We start from the raw sequence: 18,869 nt of genomic DNA on the forward strand, positions 1-18,869 counted from the left end.
GTCACCAGCCCGACGCCGTGTAGACGACGGCGGTGTCGCCCTCGGGCCCCCAGGCCAGCTCGCGCAACAGGCTCATGGTGCCCTCGTCGGGGTCGATGAGCTGGATGCCGCGGCCCGCGTAGTGCCGCATCAGCTCGGGGGTGACCATGCCATGGTTGCCGTCGCCCGTCGGCGCCCACGGACCCCAGTGGACCGTCAGCCCCCGGCGGCCCGTACCGGCGTCCGCCCAGCGGGCGCCCAGGGTCTCCAGGGCGTCGTTGGCGGCGGCGTAGTCGGACTGGCCGCGGTTGCCGAGGGTCGCCGCGATGCTGCCGAACAGCACGGCGAACCGTGGGCCGTCCCCGTCAGGCAACTCGCCGAGCGCGTCCAGCAGTTCACGGGCGCCGTCGACCTTCGTACGGAAGACCCGGTCGTACGACCGGGGGCTCTTCTCCGCGATCAGCTTGTCCTCGATCACACCCGCCGCGTACACGACCCCGTCGAGTCTGCCGTGCTCGGCGTGGATCTCCTTCACCGTCCGGCGTACGGCGTCGCCGTCCAGTGCGTCCACGGCTCGGTAGCGCACCTCGGAGCCGAGTGCGGCGAGTTTGCGCAAGGTGGAGCGCACCTCGCGTTCGGCCTGGATCCGGCCGATCGCCCGCTCGATCTCGGCGGGGACGCGCAGACCACCCGCGATGAGCGCACTGCGCAGTTCGCCGGTCGTGTGCGCGGCGGCCAGGGCGGGGTCCTCCTCGCCCTCGGGCAGGGCGGTCCGGCCGAACAGCTCGATCCGGCAGCGGCTCGCGGCGGCCAGGGTCGCGGCGAACCGGGCGGTGATCCCCCGGGCGCCGCCCACCAGCAGGACGACCGACTCGGTGTCGAGGCCGAGCGCGGCGGCCTCGGCGGCACCGTCCCCGGCCGGACCCGCGCCCGTACTGCCGAGCAGGCCCAGCCCCTCCTCGGCCATGCGCAGCCCGCGGCGGGTGCCGGGGGAGCGCAGCACGACCGGCTCGCGGTCGGGCGCGGTGAGTTCGGCGACCACCTCGGCGGCGATGTCCTCGGGCGCGGCACCGGGCGCGTGCTCGACGACCCGGGCGACCGTGTCGGGGTACTCCCGGGCGAGGGAGCGGAAGAAGCCGCGCAGCCCGGCGGAGGCACCCGCGGCCAGCACCCAGCCCGGGTGGTCCGCCAGGACCCGCTGGTACGCGGGGAAGAGGTCCGGCAGGACGAGTGGGGCGTCCGGCGCGACGAGGTGGATGAGACCGTCGAACCTCCCCTCGGCCGGGGGCTCCTCGGCGACCAGCGCGTGGGCGCCGTGCACGGTGAGGCGGGCGGTCAGGGCCTCGGCGACCGGTCCGGTACCGAGCAACAGGAAGCTGCGGCCGATCAGCTGGTCGGCGCCGGGCGCGGGCTCGGCGGGGGCGAGGTCGAACTCCCGCATCACGAGACGCGTGGGCGCCACGACGACGGGCTCGGGGCCGGCCGGCTCGGTCGCCGGGGCCTTGGCCTCGGCCGCCTCACCTCGGACACCCGCCACCAGCGCGGCGATGCTCGCGGCCGTACGCGCCTTGGCCAGCTCCTCGATGTCGATGGAGATGCCGATGTCGCCGGTCGCGGTCAGGCCGAGTCGGGTCGCCAACTCACCGGCGATCTCGGCTCTCTTGATGGAGTCGACGCTGAGGTCGGCTTCCAGGTCGAGGTCGGGTTCGATCATGTCGACCGGATAGCCCGTGCGCTCGCCGATCACGTCGAGCACGAGCGCGAGGACGGACTCGGCGGTCGGGGCGGCACCCACGGCGGCGGGAGCCGGGGTGGCAACTGCTCCCGGAGCGGTCCCCGGCCCGGTGACCCGCTCGACCAGAGCGGTGATCGCGGCGGCGGTACGGGCCTTCGTCAGCTCTTCGATGTCGGTGTCGCCGGTCGCGGTCAGGCCGAGTCGGGTCGCCAACTCGCCCGCGATCTCGGCTCTCTTGATGGAGTCGACGCTGAGGTCGGCTTCCAGGTCGAGGTCCGGTTCGATCATGTCCACGGGGTAGCCCGTGCGCTCACCGATGACATCGAGCACGACGGACAGCACCGAGCCGCCGACGGGCGCGGGAGCCGCGATCGGAGCGGGGGCGGCGGGCAGGGTGGTCACCGTGACGGGCGCGTCGGTGTAGGTGAGGGGGGCGGGGGCCGCGGGCCGTACCCCCGGATCCGCGCCCAGGTACCCCAGCATCACATCCCGCTGCGCCGCGATCATCTCCCGGCTCGTCCGCAGGAACTCGCTGATCAGGGCCTCGGAGCCGGTGGTCGCGGCCGTCGGTCCGCTTGAGGTGCTGTGGGTCACGAGGGCCTCCGGGACGCGCTCGGCGGGGTGGAGTGCGGCGGCGGGGATCGCGCCGTCCGCCGTACGGATCAGATGGCCGTCGACGGTCCAGGCGGCGCGCTTGGGACGCGGGGCGCGGGCGTCGGCGGGGACCGCGTCGCGGCCCTGGAAGAGCCAGGAGGTTCTGATGTCGGCGCCGGTGACGGCCAGTTGGGCGAGCGCGGCGAGGAACCCGACGAGCCCGGTGCGACCGGTGCGGCCGGTGCGTCCGGTGTGCCGCGTGTCCTCCAGGGCCACCGTGCGGTGCGGCCGGTCGTGGAGGACCGCGGCCACCAGCCGGGTCAGCACCGAACCCGGGCCGGCCTCGACGAAGACCCGGGCCCCCGCCTCGTACATCGCCTCGATCTGGTCGGCGAACCGGACCGGCGCCCCGATCTGGGCGGCGAGTTCGGCCCGGATCGCGTCGGGACCCTCCGGGTAGCGGTCGGCCGTACGGTTCGACCAGACCGGGAAGTCGGGTGCGGAGAACGGGACGTCGGCGAGCACCTCGGCGAAGGCCTCGCCCGCCGCCGCGACCAGCGGGCTGTGGAACGCGCAGGCGACCGGGATGCGCTGGGCGCTCAGGCCCTGGGCGCGCAGCCGCTCCACGGCGGTCAGGACGTCGTCCGTGGGGCCCGAGATCACCGTCTGGCCGGGCGAGTTGCGGTTCGCCGTCACCACCGAGCCGGCGAGGCCCGCTGCCGCGAGGGCCGCCGCGACCTCCGGTTCGCCCGCGGAGACGGCGGCCATGGTGCCGGGATCGCCGTCGCCGGTGGCGGCCAGGATGGCGGCGGCGCGCTCGCGGCTGGTGCGCAGCAGGGCGCCGGGGGTGAGGGCGCCCGCGGCTGCCAGCGCGGCCAGTTCGCCGTAGCTGTGCCCCGCGGCCATCGCGGGGCGTATCCCGGCCCTGGCGAGGAGCTGGAAGGCGGCGAGTCCGGTCAGGCCGAGCGCGGGCTGTGCCACGGTGGTGTCGGTGATCCGCTCCCGCTGCTCCTTGCGGCCGCTCTCGTCGAAGGCGGTCGGCGGGAAGAGGACCCGGGCCGTCGTCTCGTCGAGCCGTAGTTGGCGCTGGAGTTCGGGGAAGGCCACGAACAGCTCGGCGAACATTCCGGGCCGCTGGCTGCCCTGCCCGGGGAAGAGCAGGGCGACCTCGCCCGTCTCCCCGTCGTCGGCGGTGAACAGGCCTTCGTCCGGGGCGTGTTCCCCCGCGACGGCCCGGCGCAGCAGCGCGGTCAGTTCCTCGGTCGATCCGGCCACCAGGGCGATCCAGGCCCGGGCGCCCCGGGTGGCGGCGGTCTCGGCCCGCCGGGACGCGCCGAGCGCGAAGTCCCGCAGCCGCCAGGGCTCGTACGGGCCGGGGTCCGCCTCGACGAGCGAGAGCAGCTCGGTGGCGGCCCGCACCGCCGCCGCCCGGTCCGCGCCCCGGAAGGTGAACAGCTCGGCGGGCCACTGCTGGGCTGAGGTGACCGGCGGCGGCCCGTCCTCGTAGGCCCGCAGGACGACGTGGAAGTTGGTGCCGCCGAAGCCGAAGGCGCTGACCCCGGCAACGCGTTCGGCCGGGGCGGCCGGCCAGGGGCGGGCCTCGGTGTGGAAGGCGAAGGGGCTGCTCTGCGTGTCCCAGGCCGGGTTCGGCTCGGTGAGGTGCAGGGTCGGCGGCTTCACGCCGGTGTGCAGGGCGAGCGAGGCCTTGATCAGTCCGGCCAGTCCGGCGGCGCACTTGGTGTGCCCGATCTGCGACTTGACGGAGCCGAGCACGCACGCGCCGGGTGCGGCCCCGGCCTCCTCGAACACCCGGGTGAGGGAGCCGAGTTCGGTGCGGTCGCCGACGACGGTGCCGGTGCCGTGCGCCTCGACGAGGCCGACCTCGGCGGGCGAGACGCCCGCGTTGCGGTAGGCCCGGGTCAGCGCGTTGTACTGGCCCTCGGGCCGGGGCGCGGTCAGGCCCAGCGCCCGGCCGTCGCTGGCGCTGCCGACGCCCTTGATGACCGCGTACACCCGGTCGCCGTCCCGCTCGGCGTCCGCGAGCCGCTTGAGGACCACACAGCCGACGCCCTCGCCGAGCGCGATGCCGTCGGCGGAGCTGTCGAAGGGCGCCGAGCGGCCGGAGGGCGACAGGGCGTGCGCGGAGGCGAAGAGCAGGAAGTCGTTGATGCCGTTGTGCATATCGGCGCCGCCGCACAGCACCAGGTCACTCGTACCGCTCGCCAGTTCCTTGCACGCCACGTCGACCGCGGTGAGGGAGGAGGCACAGGCGGCGTCCACGGTGTAGTTGGCGCCGCCGAGGTCGAGGCGGTTGGCGATCCGGCCCGCGATGACGTTGGCCAGGATGCCGGGGAAGGAGTCCTCGGTGAGCCGCGGCAACTGCTCGTCCAGCGCGGGCGGCAGGCCGCCCAGGTAGGCGGGCAGGACGGAGCGCAGGGTCATGGCGTTGGACAGGTCGCTGCCCGCTTCCGCGCCGAACACGACCGACGCGCGGGCCCGGTCGAAGGACCGGCTGCCGTAGCCGGAGTCCTCCAGGGCGCGCCGCGCGGCCTCCAGGGCCAGCAGCTGCACCGGCTCGATGGCGGGGAGCGAGGCGGGCGGAATCCCGTACCGGAGCGGCTCGAAGGGGATCTCGGGGAGGAAACCGCCCCAGCGGGACGGGGTCTTCTCCCCGGCGCCGTCCGGGGCGTGGTAGAGGTCGGCGTCCCAGCGGGTCGCGGGCACCTCGGTGACGGCGTTCGCGCCCGCCAGGACGTTCGCCCAGAAGGTGGCGAGGTCGGGGGCGCCGGGGAACATGCAGGCCATGCCGACGATGGCGATGTCCAGCGGTTCGGGGGAGGGTTCGGCGGCCGGTTCCCCGATGCCGAGGGCCTCCCGCCGCGCCGCCAGGAAGTCGGCCGCGCCGGTGGTGACGGAGGCGTGCAGCTCGGCGACGGTGGTGGTGGCGGAGCGCAGCACGGTGACCTCACCGGCCATGAACATGCCCTCGGCGAGCTGTCTGTCCTCGCCGACCTCGCTCAGCTCGCCGTCGACCCGCTCGATGCCCTTGCTGGCCAGCCGCAGCCGCCCGACGTTGAGCTGCTCCAGCTGTTCCCAGGCCTCGCGGCCGGGTATCCCACGGGCGGCCAGGTCTTCCTTGACGGCGGCGAACTCGTCGGTGAACGGGCTGTTCACGCAGCGGGTGGCGTGCCCGGGAGCGGTCTCCAGGAGGTCGGTGCGCTCGGCGGCGATCACCTGCCGCTGGAACAGGGGCAGCACCGCGCCCGCGCTCACGGCCTCCTCGGTGAACAGGTAGGCCGTGCCCATCAGCACGCCCACGGCGGTACCCCGGGCGCTCAGCGGCGCGGCGAGGGCGGTGACCATGGCCGCGGAACGTTCGTCGTGCACCCCGCCCGCGAAGAACAGCTGAAGCTCGGCGGCCGTGCCGTTCTTCGCGCCCGCCAGGAAGTCGTCGAGCACGCCGAGCTGCGCCTCCCACAGCGGGAAGCTGCCCCGCGGGCCGACATGGCCGCCGCACTCGGCGCCCTCGAAGACGAACTTGCGCGCGCCCGCCTCCAGGAACTGCTTGAGCAGCCCCGGCGACGGCACGTGCAGGAAGGTGGAGATGCCCACCTCCTCCAGCGCGGCGGCCTGCGCGGGACGGCCGCCCGCGATGATCGCGTGGGACGGGCGGATCTCCCGTACGACCTCCAGCTGGGCGGCCTTGATCTCCTCGGCGGCGAAGCCGAGGACGCCGACGCCCCAGGGCGCGTCCCCGAGGGCGTCCCTGGTCTGCTCCAGGACGGTGCGGGTCTGCTCGGCGCCGGAGAGCGCGAGGGCGATGAAGGGCAGTCCGCCGTGGGTGCTCACCTCGGCGGCGAACGCGGCCTGGTCGCTCACCCGGGTCATCGGCCCCTGGGCGACCGGCAGTTCGCTCCCGAAGGCGCTGCTGCCCGTGCCGTCGGTTCCGAGGGCGGCCCCCGCGCTACCCGCGTTGTTCAGCGCGTCGAGGACGGCGTCCCGTACGCCCCGTACCGCCGCGTGGACGGTGCCCCAGCGCTCCTGGAATCGGGCGGCGAGGAAGCCGTCCTGGCCGACCTCGGGCGCGGGGGCGTCCTGCGGGGCACCCCGGCGCCGTACGACGCGGCGGCCGTTCTCCACGGTGGTCTCGGAGCCGTCGAGCCCGGTGAGCAGCGCGGAGGTCCCGGCGGGCAGTTCGGCCTCGGCCTCGGCGAGCAGGGCGAGCTGGGTGTCCAGGACGACACCGGCGCCGCCGCCTGCGACGACGGCCGCCGCGGTGTGCGGGCCCGCGCCGCCGCAGGCCCAGACCGGAAGGTCCAACTGCGCGTCGGTGAGCAGCTGTTGGACCAGTATGAACGTGCTCAGTTCACCCACGGGGCCGCCCGCCTCGTGGCCCCGGGCGATCAGTCCGTGGGCCCCGGCCGCGGCGGCCCGTAAGGCCTGCTCGCGGCCGGTCACCTCGACGAGCACGCGGTGGCTGGGGAAGTCGGCGGGAGTGCAGACGGCATCGGTGGTCAGCAGGACGGTGTGCACACAGGCGGGGAGGTCCCCCGCGGGAAAGACATCGTTGCCGGAAAGCCGTACACCGAAGCCGGCGGCCGACCATTCCTCGGCCAGCGCGAGTTCCGCCGCCGCCCGGCGCCCACCCGCGGTGAGGTCGAGCACCCCGAGACCGCCGGCCCGCACGGCGGCCGCGGTGACCCGTGCCGAGGGGACGGCGAACGGGGCGAGGGCGATGACGATGTCCTCTACAGCAAACAGGCCGGAAGTATCGAAAATCGACACAGGCACGCGAACGCTCCAAATCGCACGAGAGTGAGGAATGGTGGGGGAGAGCGGAGAGCGGAGAGCGCTTGCGCTTCACAACAAGCCGACAGCCGATGCGAAGCACGCTCATGCTTATTGCGCATCTCCGTGAAAGTCAAACTCTCAAGGAGGTGGCCATTACTGGACGTAACACGGCCGACACGGCAGCCGCGGAGACGTGCACGTGCAGGCAACAAGGGCTGCAACTAGGGGAGTTGGGAGACGAAACAGCCGCTGGTCGGGTTGCTCCGCGCCCCTGACTCGGCCTGCGGCAATGCTTACTGACGCCATGTCGAACGCGGCGTCGCCTCGATCATGGGGAAACGAACTGTTTCCCTCGCTGTAAATTGAAACTTTCATTAGTTCCGCTTCCCATAATCAAAATTCACGTTGGGCAAAAGGGTGGGATTCGGCACTTGGGTGTGAATAGCCGCGATTCGTACTGGCCGGTAAGTTGGCTCGTTTCAACAGCACGGCCCGGCCGCGCGGGCGGCCGGGCCGTGACCGATGTTGACCGTGCCGCGCACCCGTGAGACCAGCGCGGCCTTGCCGCTGAACGGAGTCCCGGCCCAGATCTCGTCGAGGAGCGTGATCCCGTCCGACTTGGCCGGATCGGCCCCCTCGAGTCGGTGGTGCCGAAGACGACCTTGGGCTCGGACCGCCGGAAGCAGGAGTGCGTCGGATCCTCGGTCCCCTCGAAGAACGGCGCGAACTCGGTGCCGTCAAGCGTGAAGTGGAGGGGTTTTCCGGTCATCGGGGCCAGGGTGGGTAGCAGATCGCCGGAGAGTGCCGCGTTGCGGTACAGCCCGAACGGCAGGTAGCTCGTGGCATCCCGCGACCGGCTCAACGGCGGAGTGCCGGCGGCGGGGCGTAGGTCTACAACTTCGCGTTGCGCCACGCAGCCCACAGCTCATCCGCTTGCGGGCATCGCGTCTCCCCGTACCCGCAGGCGCTGCACGAAGTGGCGCGCTCCATGTATTCGGCATACGCGCCCTGTACGGGGCTGTCCGCGCCGCCGCCAACGGACCGCCGCATCCGGCCGGACGTACTGCCCGAGTCGAGCCACTCCCACCTCATGCCGCTCACGACGAACCCTGCCCGGTGGGAGCTGTCGTTTTCCTGTCGGTCAACTTTCAAGTGGTTATCGATGTGGATCAGGCGCTGCCGGCCGACTATGGCGCAGGTGGCCATGTCACGCACTATGAGCGGGTGGAAAAAGTGCGCCTCCTGGTCGTGGACGACGACCCTCCCATCGCCGACCTCGTCGCGACGGTCGCCCGCTACGAGGGCTGGGAGGCGATGACCGCGTACTCCGGCGAGGACGCGCTGCGCCGGGCCGCCGAATTCCACCCCGACATCGTGGTGCTCGACCTGATGCTGCCCGGCCTGGACGGCTTCGCCGTCCTCGACCGGCTGCGGCGGTCCGGGACGATGGTGCCCGTCGTGTTCCTCACCGCCCGCGACGGCGTCGCCGACCGGGTCGCGGGCCTCACCCGGGGCGGCGACGACTACCTCGTCAAACCGTTCGCGGTGGAGGAACTCATGGCACGGCTGCGGACCGTGCTGCGCCGCGCCGCGGGCCCCGGCTTCCCGCGCTCCGTGCTCCAGGTCGCCGACCTGACCATGGACGAGGACACGCACGAGGTGCGGCGCGCCGACCGGCTGCTCACGCTCACCCCGACCGAGTACGAGGTCCTGCGCTACCTCATGCGCAAGTCACCGACCGTGCTGACCAAGGCCCAGATCCTCGACCACGTCTGGGAGTACGGCTTCGGCGGCCGCTCCAACGTGGTGGAACTGGTCGTCAGCCGGCTGCGCCGCAAGCTCGACGGCCCCGGCGAGTCCGACAGCGGCGAGTCGCTCATCCACACCGTGCGGGGCGTCGGATACGTGGTGCGGCAGGTCGCCGGGTGAGCGGCCCCGGGACCGGCGGCGCGCTCGGCCGCCTGCGGGGCGCCTACCGCCGGACGCGCCTGGGCACCCGGCTGGCCCTGGGGATCGGCGTGCTGTCCCTCGTCGTGTTCGCCGTCGTCGGCACGGCCCTGACGACGTACATGAAGGAGTACCTGGAACGCCAGCTCGGCGAGCAGATGAAGCTCGTCCAGGTCACCCAGTCCAAGGACGCCCAGGCGCACGGCACCGTCCAGCGGCGGCCGTACTACGGCTGGTTCACCGCCGTGTACGACGTCTCGGGCGGCACGGCGGTCCTGCGCAAGCCCGCCGACGTGCCCGCCGACACCGCCGAACTCACCGCCGCCGCCCAGGCGTTGCCGGACGGCGGCGACGCGCACCTCCTGCGCACCGCACACATCGCGGGGGAGGGCACGTACAAGCTGCGCGCCTGCGAGGTCCAACCCGGGGTCGTCCTGGTCACCGCCGCGCCCATGCGGGACATGCGGGCCACCATGCGGCAGCTGATCACGGTCCAGGTCGTCACCTTCGCACTCGCCCTGCTCGGGCTCGTCGTGATCGGCCGGACGGTACTGCGGCGCGGCCTCAAGCCGTTCAGCGACATGGCCCACACCGCCCGCGGCATCACCTCGCACAATCTCACCGGCTCGGCGCGCCTTGAGGTGCGGGCCGGGGGAGGGCGCGGCGGACCCGAGGTCGAGGAGCTGCGCACCGCGTTCAACACCATGCTGGAACACATCGACGACGCGCTCGCCGTCCGCACCGAGGCCGAACAGCGGCTGCGCCGGTTCGTCGCCGACGCCTCGCACGAGCTGCGTACGCCCCTGATGTCGGTACGCGGCTACGCGGACCTCTTCCAGTACGCGGCCGCCAACGAGCCCGAGGAACGCGAGAAACACCTGGCCCGGCTGCGCGCCGAGGCCGCCAGGATGGGCGTACTCGTCGACGACCTGCTCCTGCTCGCCCGCCTCGACGCCGCCGAGGTGGAGACACCGCTGCGGCTGGAGGACGCGGACCTGGTGGAGCTGGCGCGGGAGGCGGCGGACGCCTTCCGCGCGGGCCGGCCGGAGCACGCGCTGTCCGTGACGGCGGGTCCTGGCCCGGTGCGCCTGCGCCTGGACCCCCTGCGCATCCGGCAGGTCCTCGACAACCTGCTCACCAACGCCGCCACGCACACCGCAGCGGGGACGAAGGTGTGCCTGGAGGTGTCCGCCTCGTCCGGGACAGCGGTGGTGCGGGTCTCCGACTCCGGGCCCGGGATACCGGCCGCCGACCAGGAGCGGGTCTTCGACCGTTTCTACCGCGTCGACAAGGCCCGCAGCCGTGACCGCGGCGGCAGCGGGCTGGGCCTCGCGGTCGCCCGCTCACTGGTCCGGGCGCACGGCGGCACCATCGAACTGACCAGCCGCCCGGGCTCGACGGCGTTCACGATCCGGCTCCCACTCCCGCCCGCGATCCCCTGAGGGACGCACGCCCGGCAGGGCTCAGGCGCGGACCAGCGGGGTGTCGACCAGGTGCTCGGCCAGGAACCAGGCCTGCAGTTCGCCGGTCCTGATCACCTGGGAGACCAGCAGGTCGTTGGTGTCGCTGCTCGTCCTCGGCGGCGGCGCCATCGGCGTCGAACTCGCCCAGGTCTTCGCCCGCTTCAAATGCGCGGTCACCGTGGTCGAGGGACAGGAACGGCTGCTGTCGCAGGAGGAACCGGAGGCCGGGGACCTGGCCCGGCAGGTCCTGCGCGCCGACGGCGTCACCGTGCGCACCGCGACCCGGGCCCGCCGGATCGACCATGACGGCAACGGATTCGCCGTCCACCTGGAGGGCGCGGACGAGCCGCTGCGCGCCGAACGGCTGCTCGTCGCCACCGGGCGGCGGGCCGACCTCAGCACGCTGGGCGTCGACACGGTGGGCCTCGACCCGGCGGCGGGGGCCGTGCCCACGGACGGGCAGCTGCGGGCCGGGGAGGGGCTGTGGGCGGTCGGCGACATCACCGGACACGGCGCCTTCACCCATATGTCGATGTACCAGGCCCAGATCGCCGTCCGGGACATCCTCGGGCAGCCCGGTCCCGACGCCGACTACCGGGCGCTGCCCCGCGTCACCTTCACCGACCCGGAGATCGCGGCCGTGGGACTCACCGAGCGGCAGGCCCGGGAGCGGGGCCTGCGGGTGCGGACCGCCCCGCTGCCGATCGACTCCTCCACCCGCGGCTGGATCCACGGGGCGGGCAACGAGGGGTTCATCAAGCTCGTCGAGGACGCGGACCGCGGTGTCCTGGTCGGCGCGACCTCGGCCGGACCGGCGGGCGGTGAGGTGCTGTACGGGCTGAACGTCGCCGTCCACGCCGAGGTTCCGGTCGAGCGGCTGCGGCACATGATCTACACCTATCCCACCTTCCACCGGGCGGTGGAAGCCGCCCTGGCGGCCCTTCGCTGAGCACCTGGCATCGCTGAGCACCTGGCACCTGGCACCTGGGCCCTGGCGCCTGGGCCCAGGCGCAACGGGAAAGGCCGTGTGGACGCACTACGGGGAGAGTGCGTCCACACGGCTGTCCGGGGCCGTCCGCCCGGTCAGCCGGTCGCGCGGACCGCGTCGCGGATCAGCTCGGCGACCACCTTCGGCTGGGACACCGCGACGGCGTGCGAGGCGCCCTCGACCTCCACGATCGTCGCTCCCGCACGCTTCGCGCCGAAGCGCTCGACCTCGGGGTTGATGGCCTGGTCCGCGGCGGCCACCAGCGCCCAGGAGGGCTTGGTCTTCCACGCGGCGGCGGACGCCGTCTCCGTGAACGCCCCCGCGGCGAGCGGACGTTGGGCGACGGCCAGCACCTTGGTGACGTCAGCGGGGACGTCCGCGGCGAAGACGGACGGGAACGCCTCGGGGACGATGGTGACCTCGACGGCGGGGTCACCGCCCTCGACGGGGTACGTCGTCTGCTTCAGGCTGCTGCCCAGCGGCGAGTCGGGGAAGCGACCCTGCAGCTCGCCGAGGCTCTCGCCCTCCTCGAGGACGTACGCCGCGACGAAGACCAGGCCGACCACGTTCTCCGTGATGCCGGCGACGGTGATGATCGCGCCGCCGTAGGAGTGGCCGACGAGCACGACGGGGCCGTCGATCTGCGCGGCCACCGAGGCGATGTACGCGGCGTCGGACGCGAGGCCGCGCAGCGGGTTGGGCGGCGCCACGACGGGGATACCGTGGCTCTGCAGTTCCGCGATGACCCCGGACCAGCTGGCGGCGTCGGCGAACGCGCCGTGGACGAGCAGGGCGGTGGGAGTGGTGGTCCCGGACATGACTGTTCCTCTTTGTCGGTCTGGTCAGTTGGCGTGCAGCGCTGCGCGCAGCGTGCCGGTGGCCATGGTGAGGGCGGCCTCGGCGGCATACGTGCCGCGCAGGGCGTTGAGCATCACGAAGTCGTGGATGATCGCCTGGAAGCGCACGGCGGTGACGGGTACGCCGGCCTCGCGGAGCTTGTTGGCGTAGGCCTCGCCCTCGTCGCGCAGGACGTCGGCCTCGCCGGTGATGACGAGCGCCGGGGGCAGGCCGGTGAGCTGGTCGGTGGTGGCGCGCAGCGGGGAGGCGGTGATCTGGGCGCGCTGGGCCTCGTCGGTCGTGTACTGGTCCCAGAACCACTGCATGCCGTCGCGGCGCAGGAAGTAGCCGGTGGCGAACTGGTGGTAGGAGCCGGTGTCGAAGTTCGCATCGGTGACCGGGTAGAACAGCACCTGCTGGACCAGCGGGACATCGCCGCGCTCCTTGGCCATCAGGGTGAGCGCGGCGGTCATGTTGCCGCCGACGGAGTCACCGGCCACGGCCAGCCGTGTACCGTCCAGGCCCTTGGTCGCGCCCTGCTGGACGACCCACTGGGCGACCGCGTAGTTCTGCTCGATGGCGACCGGGTAGCGGGCCTCGGGCGACAGGTCGTACTCCGGGAAGACGACCGCGGCACCCGCGCCGACGGCGAGCTCACGCACGAGACGGTCGTGGGTGTGGGCGTTGCCGAACACCCAGCCCGCGCCGTGGATGTAGAGGATCACCGGCAGGGTTCCCTCGGCGCCGGCGGGCTTGACGATGCGGGCCCGGACACTGCCGGTCGGACCGCCGGAGACGGTGATCCACTCCTCGTCGATGCTCGGCATCTCGATCTCGCCGGACTGCACCTCGTCGACGGCCTTGCGGCCCTCCGCCGGGGCGAGGTCGAACAGGTACGGCGGATTGGCGGTGGCTTCCGCGAAAGCGGCGGCCGCCGGCTCCAGTACAGGCTTGACCGGCTCTACGGCGTCGGACATGGGAATCTCCTGATGCTTTGTTCTTGGGGTTCTTGGGGTTCTCGGGTACACCGGTTCTTCCGGCGAAATGACTCCGGATCACGGGCCATTACCCCCGGAGTCGTCCCTCACGCTAGAGGTCCGATGCGGGTCCGAATGGTCCCTCAGCGCACAACCGTTGTTCTCACAGCGCACGGAACGCACCTTGTGGACCTTGTACGACGAGGCGAACCAGTGAGTGCGTTGAGAGGAAGAACGCAGTGCGCTGACAGACCAGGACAACGCCGCGGGCGGCGTTAACGTGCTTTCCGCCGGCCGCCGCAGGACCAGCCGGACATCCAAGTCGTCCGTCCTGACAGGAGGTTGAGACAACGTGTCGACCATGCCGGTAGGCGGGCTGGTGCCCCGTGCCGCCGAGGGCGCCGCGGACCTGATCGTCCGCAACGCGAAGATCCACACCGGGGATCCGGCCCGCCCGCAGGCCGAGGCGGTCGCGGTCCGGGACGGTGTCATCACGGTCGTCGGTGACGACAATGACGTGGCCCCCCATGTGGGTGCGGACACCAAGGTGGTCGACGCCCTGGGCCGCCGGACCGTCGATTCGGACTGACGTCGGCGATCGACGCGGCCGGCGGATTCCAGAACTTCCCGGAGAACTACAGCACCGTCGTCGAACTCGCCAAAGCCGGTCAGTTGTCCCTGCGGATCGCCTATCATCTCTTTCCGCAGACGTCCGGCCAGGAAATAGACGACCTCGCCCGCTGGATCGAAATGGCGCGCCCCGAGGACGGGGACGAATGGCTGCGCCTCAACGGCGCGGGCGAGAATCTCACCTGGGCGGCGGCGGATTTCGAGAACTTCGCCCAGCCCCGCCCTGTACTCGCCTCCGCCTACGAGGTGGAGTTCGAGAAGGCGGTACGCCTGCTGATGGAGAACGGGTGGGGATTCAGACTCCACGCCACCTATGACATGCGAGATCGATATGCGAGATCGACAGGTGCGGTGGACCGCGTGCTCAGGCGAGGCCGAGGGCTGTCGCGGCGTCACGGGCGCGCAGGCGACGACGAGTTCGCGCCGGTGCCGCACTTCGGCCTGATCCTGACGGTCCCGGAGTTCCGCGCACTCGCCGACCGACTGCGCGCAGCGGACACCGAGTTCGTCATCGAACCGTATGTGCGCTTCGAGGCCCGGACACGTCGGTGCGCAGGGCGAGGATGTTGAGGAAGGGGCCGATCAGGGTGTCGGCGGCGGCCTTGTCGGGGTCGTCCCGCAGCGCGCTCGGTGCGGGTCCGTCCCGGACGATGCGTGCCCGGACGGGGTTGTGGTGCCGGGTGAGGGAGTTCATGCGGCCTCTCCTGCCGGGCGTTCGGCGGCGTGGGGCTGCGCGATGCCGGTCAGCGCCCCGGTCAGTGCGATGGCCGGCACGGCGACGCCGATGACGAGGCAGACCGTGGTGACGCCGAGACCGGCGGCGGCCGCGGTGGTGGCGGCCGCGCCGAGCGGCCCCAGCGCCGAGTGGATGGTCCAGAACGAGGAGGTGACCCGGCCCAGCAGATGACCGGGGGTCACCTCCTGACGCAGCGACATCGAGCAGATGCCGGCGATGCCTGTGCACATCAGGTTGACCGTCATCAGTACGGCGATCACCGGCACGCTCCGGGACAGGCCCATGCAGGCGACGGCGATGCCCGCGAGCGAGGAGGCACTGATCCAGCTCACGCCGAACCCGAGGCGCTTGCGGACCCGGGCGACCACGGAGGAGGCGATGAACGTACCGACGGTGCCGACGGCCAGCACATAGCCGACCGTGGTGTCCGAGTGGTCCAGCTCGTTCTTGAGCAGGTAGACGACGAGGTCCGTCAGACCGTACGTGAGGAAGGTCAGCAGCGACAGCAGCACCGTCAGCGGACGCAGCACGGGGTGCGCCCACAGGAAGCGGGCGCCGGCCAGGAACTCCTGGCGTGCGGTGCCGTGTTCGGCGGCGGCAGTGGACGGGCGGGGCTTGCCGTCGAACTTGACGAACAGGATGCCGAGCGCGGAGACCGCGAAGGTCGCGGCGTCGATGCCGAGCGCGGCGGCCGGCCCGGCGGAGGAGGCCACGAAGCCCGCGAGCGCGGGTCCGGCGACACCGGCGACCGCGTACGTCGCGAACATGTGGCCGTTGGCCTTGGTGATCCGGTCCGGTCCGACGATGGCCGGCACGACGGTCACATAGGTGACCTGGAAGAGCATCGAGAAGACGCCTGCGACGGGGACGACGATGTAAATCAGCCACACGGGCGTCGAGAAGCTCCACGCCAGCGGGATCGCGAGGTAGAGCAGGCAGCGCGCTCCGTCGGTGAGCATGAGGAGCCGTCTGCGGTCGAAGCGGTCGGCGACGACGCCGGCGAACAGACCGGTGAGGATGGAGGCGACGCCGGTGAGGCCGGTGACGAAGCCCATCTGGAGGACCGAACCCGTGCTGTGCAGTATCAGCAGCGGCAGCGCCACGTAGGAGAAGGAGTCACCGAGCGAGGACAGGGTCTGGACGGCCAGAAAAATCCGGTAGGCGGAGTTACCCCATAAAGAAGGGGGATCATCCCTCGAATCCGCTGCTCGTGCCTGATTCTCGGACAGTTCCCCTGAAGGCACAGTTCCCCCTCTCATCATGGAGCCCGCCGCTGGACGACCGCGTCTTGCCGGCCACGGCCTGCCGGCGAACCACGGCGACCACTGAGGTGTACCCACACGCAGCCCACAGGTCCACCCCCACCGGGCTGCATACTCGACCACATGGCACGCGAGCAGCGGAACGCCGGCGGCAGCGGGCGGCACCTGCGCGATTCCCGCGGACTCGGGAACTGCGGGAGACAATAGGGAGACTGGCCCTCGGGCGATCAGCGGCGCCGCAGTGACGGGTCGAGCAGCGCGGGCGGAGTGTCGAACTTTTCGTGTGCGGCGAGGTCGACACCGGGGGCGACGATCGCGTCGATCGCGTCGAGTACGTCGGCGGAGAGCACGGTGTCAGCGGCGGCGAGCTGCGAGTGCAGGTGGTCCAGTGTGCGGGGGCCGATGAGCGCGCTGGTCACGGCGGGATGCGCGGTCACGAATCCGAGCGCGAGCTGGATCATCGTGAGACCGGCCTCGTCGGCGACCTTGGCCAGCTGCTCGACGGCGTCGAGCCTGGCCCGGTTGGAGGGGATGGTGGTGTCGAAGCGTTGCGGCATGACCGTTGAGCGGCTGGTGGTGATTTCCTGGCCCTCGCGGATCGCGCCCGACAGCCAGCCCGAGGCCAACGGGCTCCACGCCAGCACACCGAGCCCGTACTCCTCGGTCACGGGCAGGACGTGTGCCTCGATCCCACGCTGCAGGATCGAGTAGCTGGGCTGTTCGGTGACGTAACGGCTCAGGTTGTTGTCGCGGGCGGCCCACTGGGCTTGCACGATGCGGTACGCAGGGAAGGTCGAGGAGCCGAAGTAACGGATCTTTCCCGCGCGCTGGAGGTCGGTCAGAGCCGACAGCGTCTCCTCGTCGCTGGTGCTCGGGTCCCACCGGTGGATCTGGTAGAGGTCAACGTGGTCGACACGGAGACGGCGCAGGCTGTTGTCCAGCTCGGTGACCAGCCAACGGCGCGAACCGCCCTGGTGGTTGCGCTCGTCGCCCATGGGCATGCTCGCCTTCGTGGCCAGCACGATGTCGTCGCGGCGGCCGGCGATGGCTTTGCCGACCATCTCTTCCGACTCGCCGTCGCTGTACCTGTCGGCGGTGTCGATGACGTTGATTCCGCCCTCGAGAGCGGCGTCGACGATGGCGGTGGCATCGTCCTGGGTGGTGCGCCCGATCTTGCCGAAGTTCATCGCGCCGAGCGCGAGCGAGCTGACCTGTACACCGGTGCGGCCCAAGGTGCGGTACTGCATGACCGTGTTCCTCCAATGCGGATGAAGCGTGGTGGCAATGCGTGGCTTGGTTGTCGGGCCCGTGCTCTGGCATGATGGAGCAAGCGGAACCTCGTTCCGGAACGATACGGAACGCTGTTCCGTTTGGCAAGCCTCGGTGGCGGAGGGAGCGGCGCGGTGAGCGACAACGACGACGGCGCAGGGCGCGCGGCCCAGTCCAAGCGGGCGGACGCCCGGCGCAACAAGGAGACCCTGCTCGACGCGGCCGCCGCGGTCTTCGTCGCGTCAGGCGTGGAAGCGCCGGTGCGCGACATCGCGGCCAAGGCCGGCGTCGGGCTGGGCACGATCTACCGCCACTTCCCGACGCGAGCGGATCTCATTATCGCCGTCTACCGGCACCAGATCGAGGCCTGCGCCGAGGCCGGTCCAGCCCTGCTGGCGACCAGCGCGACTCCGCACGCCGCACTAGGGCAATGGATCAACCTCTTCGTTGATTTCCTGGTCACCAAACACGGACTCGCTGCCGTGCTGCAGTCCGACAACGCCGGCTTCGACACGCTGCACGCCTATTTCCTCGACCGCCTCGTGCCCGTGTGCACCCAACTGCTCGACGCCGCAGCCGCTTCCGGCGAGATTCGATCCGACCTGGAGGCCTACGAGCTCATGCGCGGCGTCGGGAACCTCTGCATCGGCGCGGACAGCGATCCCCACTACGACGCGCGCCGACTCGTCGAGCTCCTCATCACAGGACTCCGCCGACCGCACTGACCATCGGCCGGGCAGCTGACGCAGGCCGGCCACCTGGGCCACGATCGGCGCGCAGCGCGGACCCTCGGCAGCCCCGCTACGGCCGGTCTCTCAAGTGGTGCGTAGCCAGAGCAGGATGGCTCGCAGGACGAGTGCGCCGCGGAAGACCAGGCGCCACTGGCGGCAACGAGGCGAAGAGGGGATGTGCCAACCGGTGACCGGCAAAGGCCGCAGGTCTGGACCGTGTGGTTGGGGTGGTCGGAATCCACGAGGGTGAACAGCCGCAGCGGCCCAAAGTGCGCCTCGATTGGTTTGGCCCAGGCGGCGTTGGTCGGGGAGGACCATCTGGTGGCAGTTGATCGTTGCTCTGCTCGGATGCTGCGCTACGACGAACTGACGTCCCCGGAACGCCGGGTGTGGGACGCCTTCCCTGAAGGACGTTGGGTCGATCTGCGTACAGGAGCATCCGAGGACGACGATCCGGCTGGGGGCGGTGAGTGGGGGCCGGAACGTTCGGTGCGGGCCGGCGTGGTGGCGGGGCTGTTGCTGGGGGCCAACGAGCAGCGTGCGCATGGGGTGGCCGCTCCGCGGCTGGCGGGGGCCACTTCAAGACCGAGCAGGCCCTGCTGGACGCGCTGGCGCTGACCGGCTTCGAGCGGCTCGCCGAGGCCATCGCGGCCTCCGGGGAAGGCGTCGGCGAGTCGTTCGCCGAGCGGCTGAGTGCCGTGGCCCGCGCCTACGTGGGTTTCGCCACGGCCAACGCCGCGCTGCTCGACCTGATGTACTCGGTCAAGCACGGCCCGGAGGCGTCCGAGGCGCTGCGCGCGACCGCCCACCGCTCAGAGGTGTTCGGCGTCGACCGCTTGTGGCCCGGCCCGCTCAACGCTTTCTATCTGATTCAAACAGGTTCTTTGGTATAGACCTTGACGGTAAATCAACAGGACTCCACACTGGCGC

Annotated in this window: 11 protein-coding genes and 5 pseudogenes; 7 read left to right on the plus strand and 9 right to left on the minus strand. The window is 71.7% G+C overall.

What is annotated here, in order from left to right; all coding sequences use genetic code 11:
• Position 1 precedes the first annotated feature (1 nt).
• Together OG747_RS35800 and OG747_RS35805 are read right to left on the minus strand one after the other, a co-directional pair.
• Entirely contained in the window at positions 2–7,099 is a 7,098-nt protein-coding gene (locus OG747_RS35800) for an SDR family NAD(P)-dependent oxidoreductase (RefSeq protein ID WP_405883489.1), read from the minus strand.
• A gap of 479 nt (positions 7,100–7,578) precedes the next feature.
• Positions 7,579–7,943 (minus strand): annotated as a pseudogene (locus tag OG747_RS35805) (glycosylase); the annotation flags it as partial.
• A gap of 380 nt (positions 7,944–8,323) precedes the next feature.
• Between OG747_RS35805 and OG747_RS35810 the strand changes: the two are divergent.
• Both OG747_RS35810 and OG747_RS35815 read left to right on the plus strand, forming a co-directional pair.
• Positions 8,324–9,028 carry a response regulator transcription factor gene (locus OG747_RS35810; protein ID WP_405883490.1) on the plus strand — a complete coding sequence of 235 codons (705 nt, stop codon included), beginning with the start codon at positions 8,324–8,326 and terminating at the stop codon, positions 9,026–9,028.
• Positions 9,025–10,488 (plus strand): ATP-binding protein, encoded by a 1,464-nt coding sequence (locus OG747_RS35815; RefSeq protein ID WP_405883491.1) that lies wholly within the window; start codon positions 9,025–9,027, stop codon positions 10,486–10,488. The genes OG747_RS35810 and OG747_RS35815 overlap by 4 nt, the downstream gene beginning before the upstream one ends.
• 21 nt (positions 10,489–10,509) lie before the next feature.
• Here the strand turns inward: OG747_RS35815 and OG747_RS35820 are convergent.
• Positions 10,510–10,608, minus strand: a pseudogene (locus OG747_RS35820) (DNA starvation/stationary phase protection protein); the annotation flags it as partial.
• Positions 10,609–10,612: 4 nt separating this feature from the next.
• On the opposite strand from OG747_RS35820, the gene OG747_RS35825 reads away from it, so the two are divergent.
• Positions 10,613–11,458, plus strand: coding sequence for an FAD-dependent oxidoreductase (locus OG747_RS35825; RefSeq protein ID WP_405885872.1), 846 nt, complete (start codon positions 10,613–10,615; stop codon positions 11,456–11,458).
• Between the two features lie 134 nt (positions 11,459–11,592).
• Here the strand turns inward: OG747_RS35825 and OG747_RS35830 are convergent, their stop codons facing one another.
• Positions 11,593–12,315, minus strand: a complete 723-nt coding sequence (locus OG747_RS35830; RefSeq protein ID WP_405883492.1) for an alpha/beta fold hydrolase — start codon at positions 12,313–12,315, stop codon at positions 11,593–11,595.
• Between the two features lie 24 nt (positions 12,316–12,339).
• Positions 12,340–13,311: an alpha/beta hydrolase gene (locus tag OG747_RS35835; RefSeq protein ID WP_405883493.1), complete on the minus strand. Its 972-nt coding sequence runs from the start codon at positions 13,309–13,311 to the stop codon at positions 12,340–12,342.
• A 352-nt stretch (positions 13,312–13,663) separates the two neighbouring features.
• On the opposite strand from OG747_RS35835, the pseudogene OG747_RS35840 reads away from it, so the two are divergent.
• Positions 13,664–14,259, plus strand: a pseudogene (locus tag OG747_RS35840) (amidohydrolase family protein); the annotation flags it as partial.
• A gap of 190 nt (positions 14,260–14,449) precedes the next feature.
• On the opposite strand, the gene OG747_RS35845 reads toward OG747_RS35840, so the two are convergent.
• From OG747_RS35845 to OG747_RS35855, 3 genes are all read right to left on the minus strand, one after another.
• A complete protein-coding gene (locus OG747_RS35845; protein ID WP_405883494.1) occupies positions 14,450–14,635 on the minus strand; it encodes a hypothetical protein in 186 nt (61 codons plus the stop codon).
• A complete protein-coding gene (locus OG747_RS35850; protein ID WP_405883495.1) occupies positions 14,632–15,939 on the minus strand; it encodes an MFS transporter in 1,308 nt (435 codons plus the stop codon). The genes OG747_RS35845 and OG747_RS35850 overlap by 4 nt, the downstream gene beginning before the upstream one ends.
• Positions 15,940–16,166: 227 nt before the next feature.
• Positions 16,167–17,186 (minus strand): aldo/keto reductase, encoded by a 1,020-nt coding sequence (locus OG747_RS35855; RefSeq protein WP_405883496.1) that lies wholly within the window; start codon positions 17,184–17,186, stop codon positions 16,167–16,169.
• Between the two features lie 156 nt (positions 17,187–17,342).
• Between OG747_RS35855 and OG747_RS35860 the strand changes: the two genes are divergently transcribed.
• A complete protein-coding gene (locus OG747_RS35860; protein ID WP_405883497.1) occupies positions 17,343–17,933 on the plus strand; it encodes a TetR/AcrR family transcriptional regulator in 591 nt (196 codons plus the stop codon).
• Positions 17,934–18,136: 203 nt separating this feature from the next.
• Here the strand turns inward: OG747_RS35860 and OG747_RS35865 are convergent.
• Positions 18,137–18,250, minus strand: a pseudogene (locus OG747_RS35865) (IS630 family transposase); the annotation flags it as partial.
• A gap of 37 nt (positions 18,251–18,287) precedes the next feature.
• On the opposite strand from OG747_RS35865, the pseudogene OG747_RS35870 reads away from it, so the two are divergent.
• Both OG747_RS35870 and OG747_RS35875 read left to right on the plus strand, forming a co-directional pair.
• Positions 18,288–18,515: pseudogene (locus OG747_RS35870) on the plus strand (oxidoreductase); the annotation flags it as partial.
• The gene (locus OG747_RS35875; protein ID WP_405886114.1) at positions 18,410–18,832 is read left to right on the plus strand and encodes a hypothetical protein; all 423 of its coding nucleotides are present in this window, start codon (positions 18,410–18,412) and stop codon (positions 18,830–18,832) included. The pseudogene OG747_RS35870 and the gene OG747_RS35875, both read left to right, overlap by 106 nt.
• Positions 18,833–18,869 lie beyond the last annotated feature (37 nt).

This window comes from Streptomyces sp. NBC_01384 (genome assembly GCF_045040035.1).
Lineage (GTDB): Bacteria > Actinomycetota > Actinomycetes > Streptomycetales > Streptomycetaceae > Streptomyces.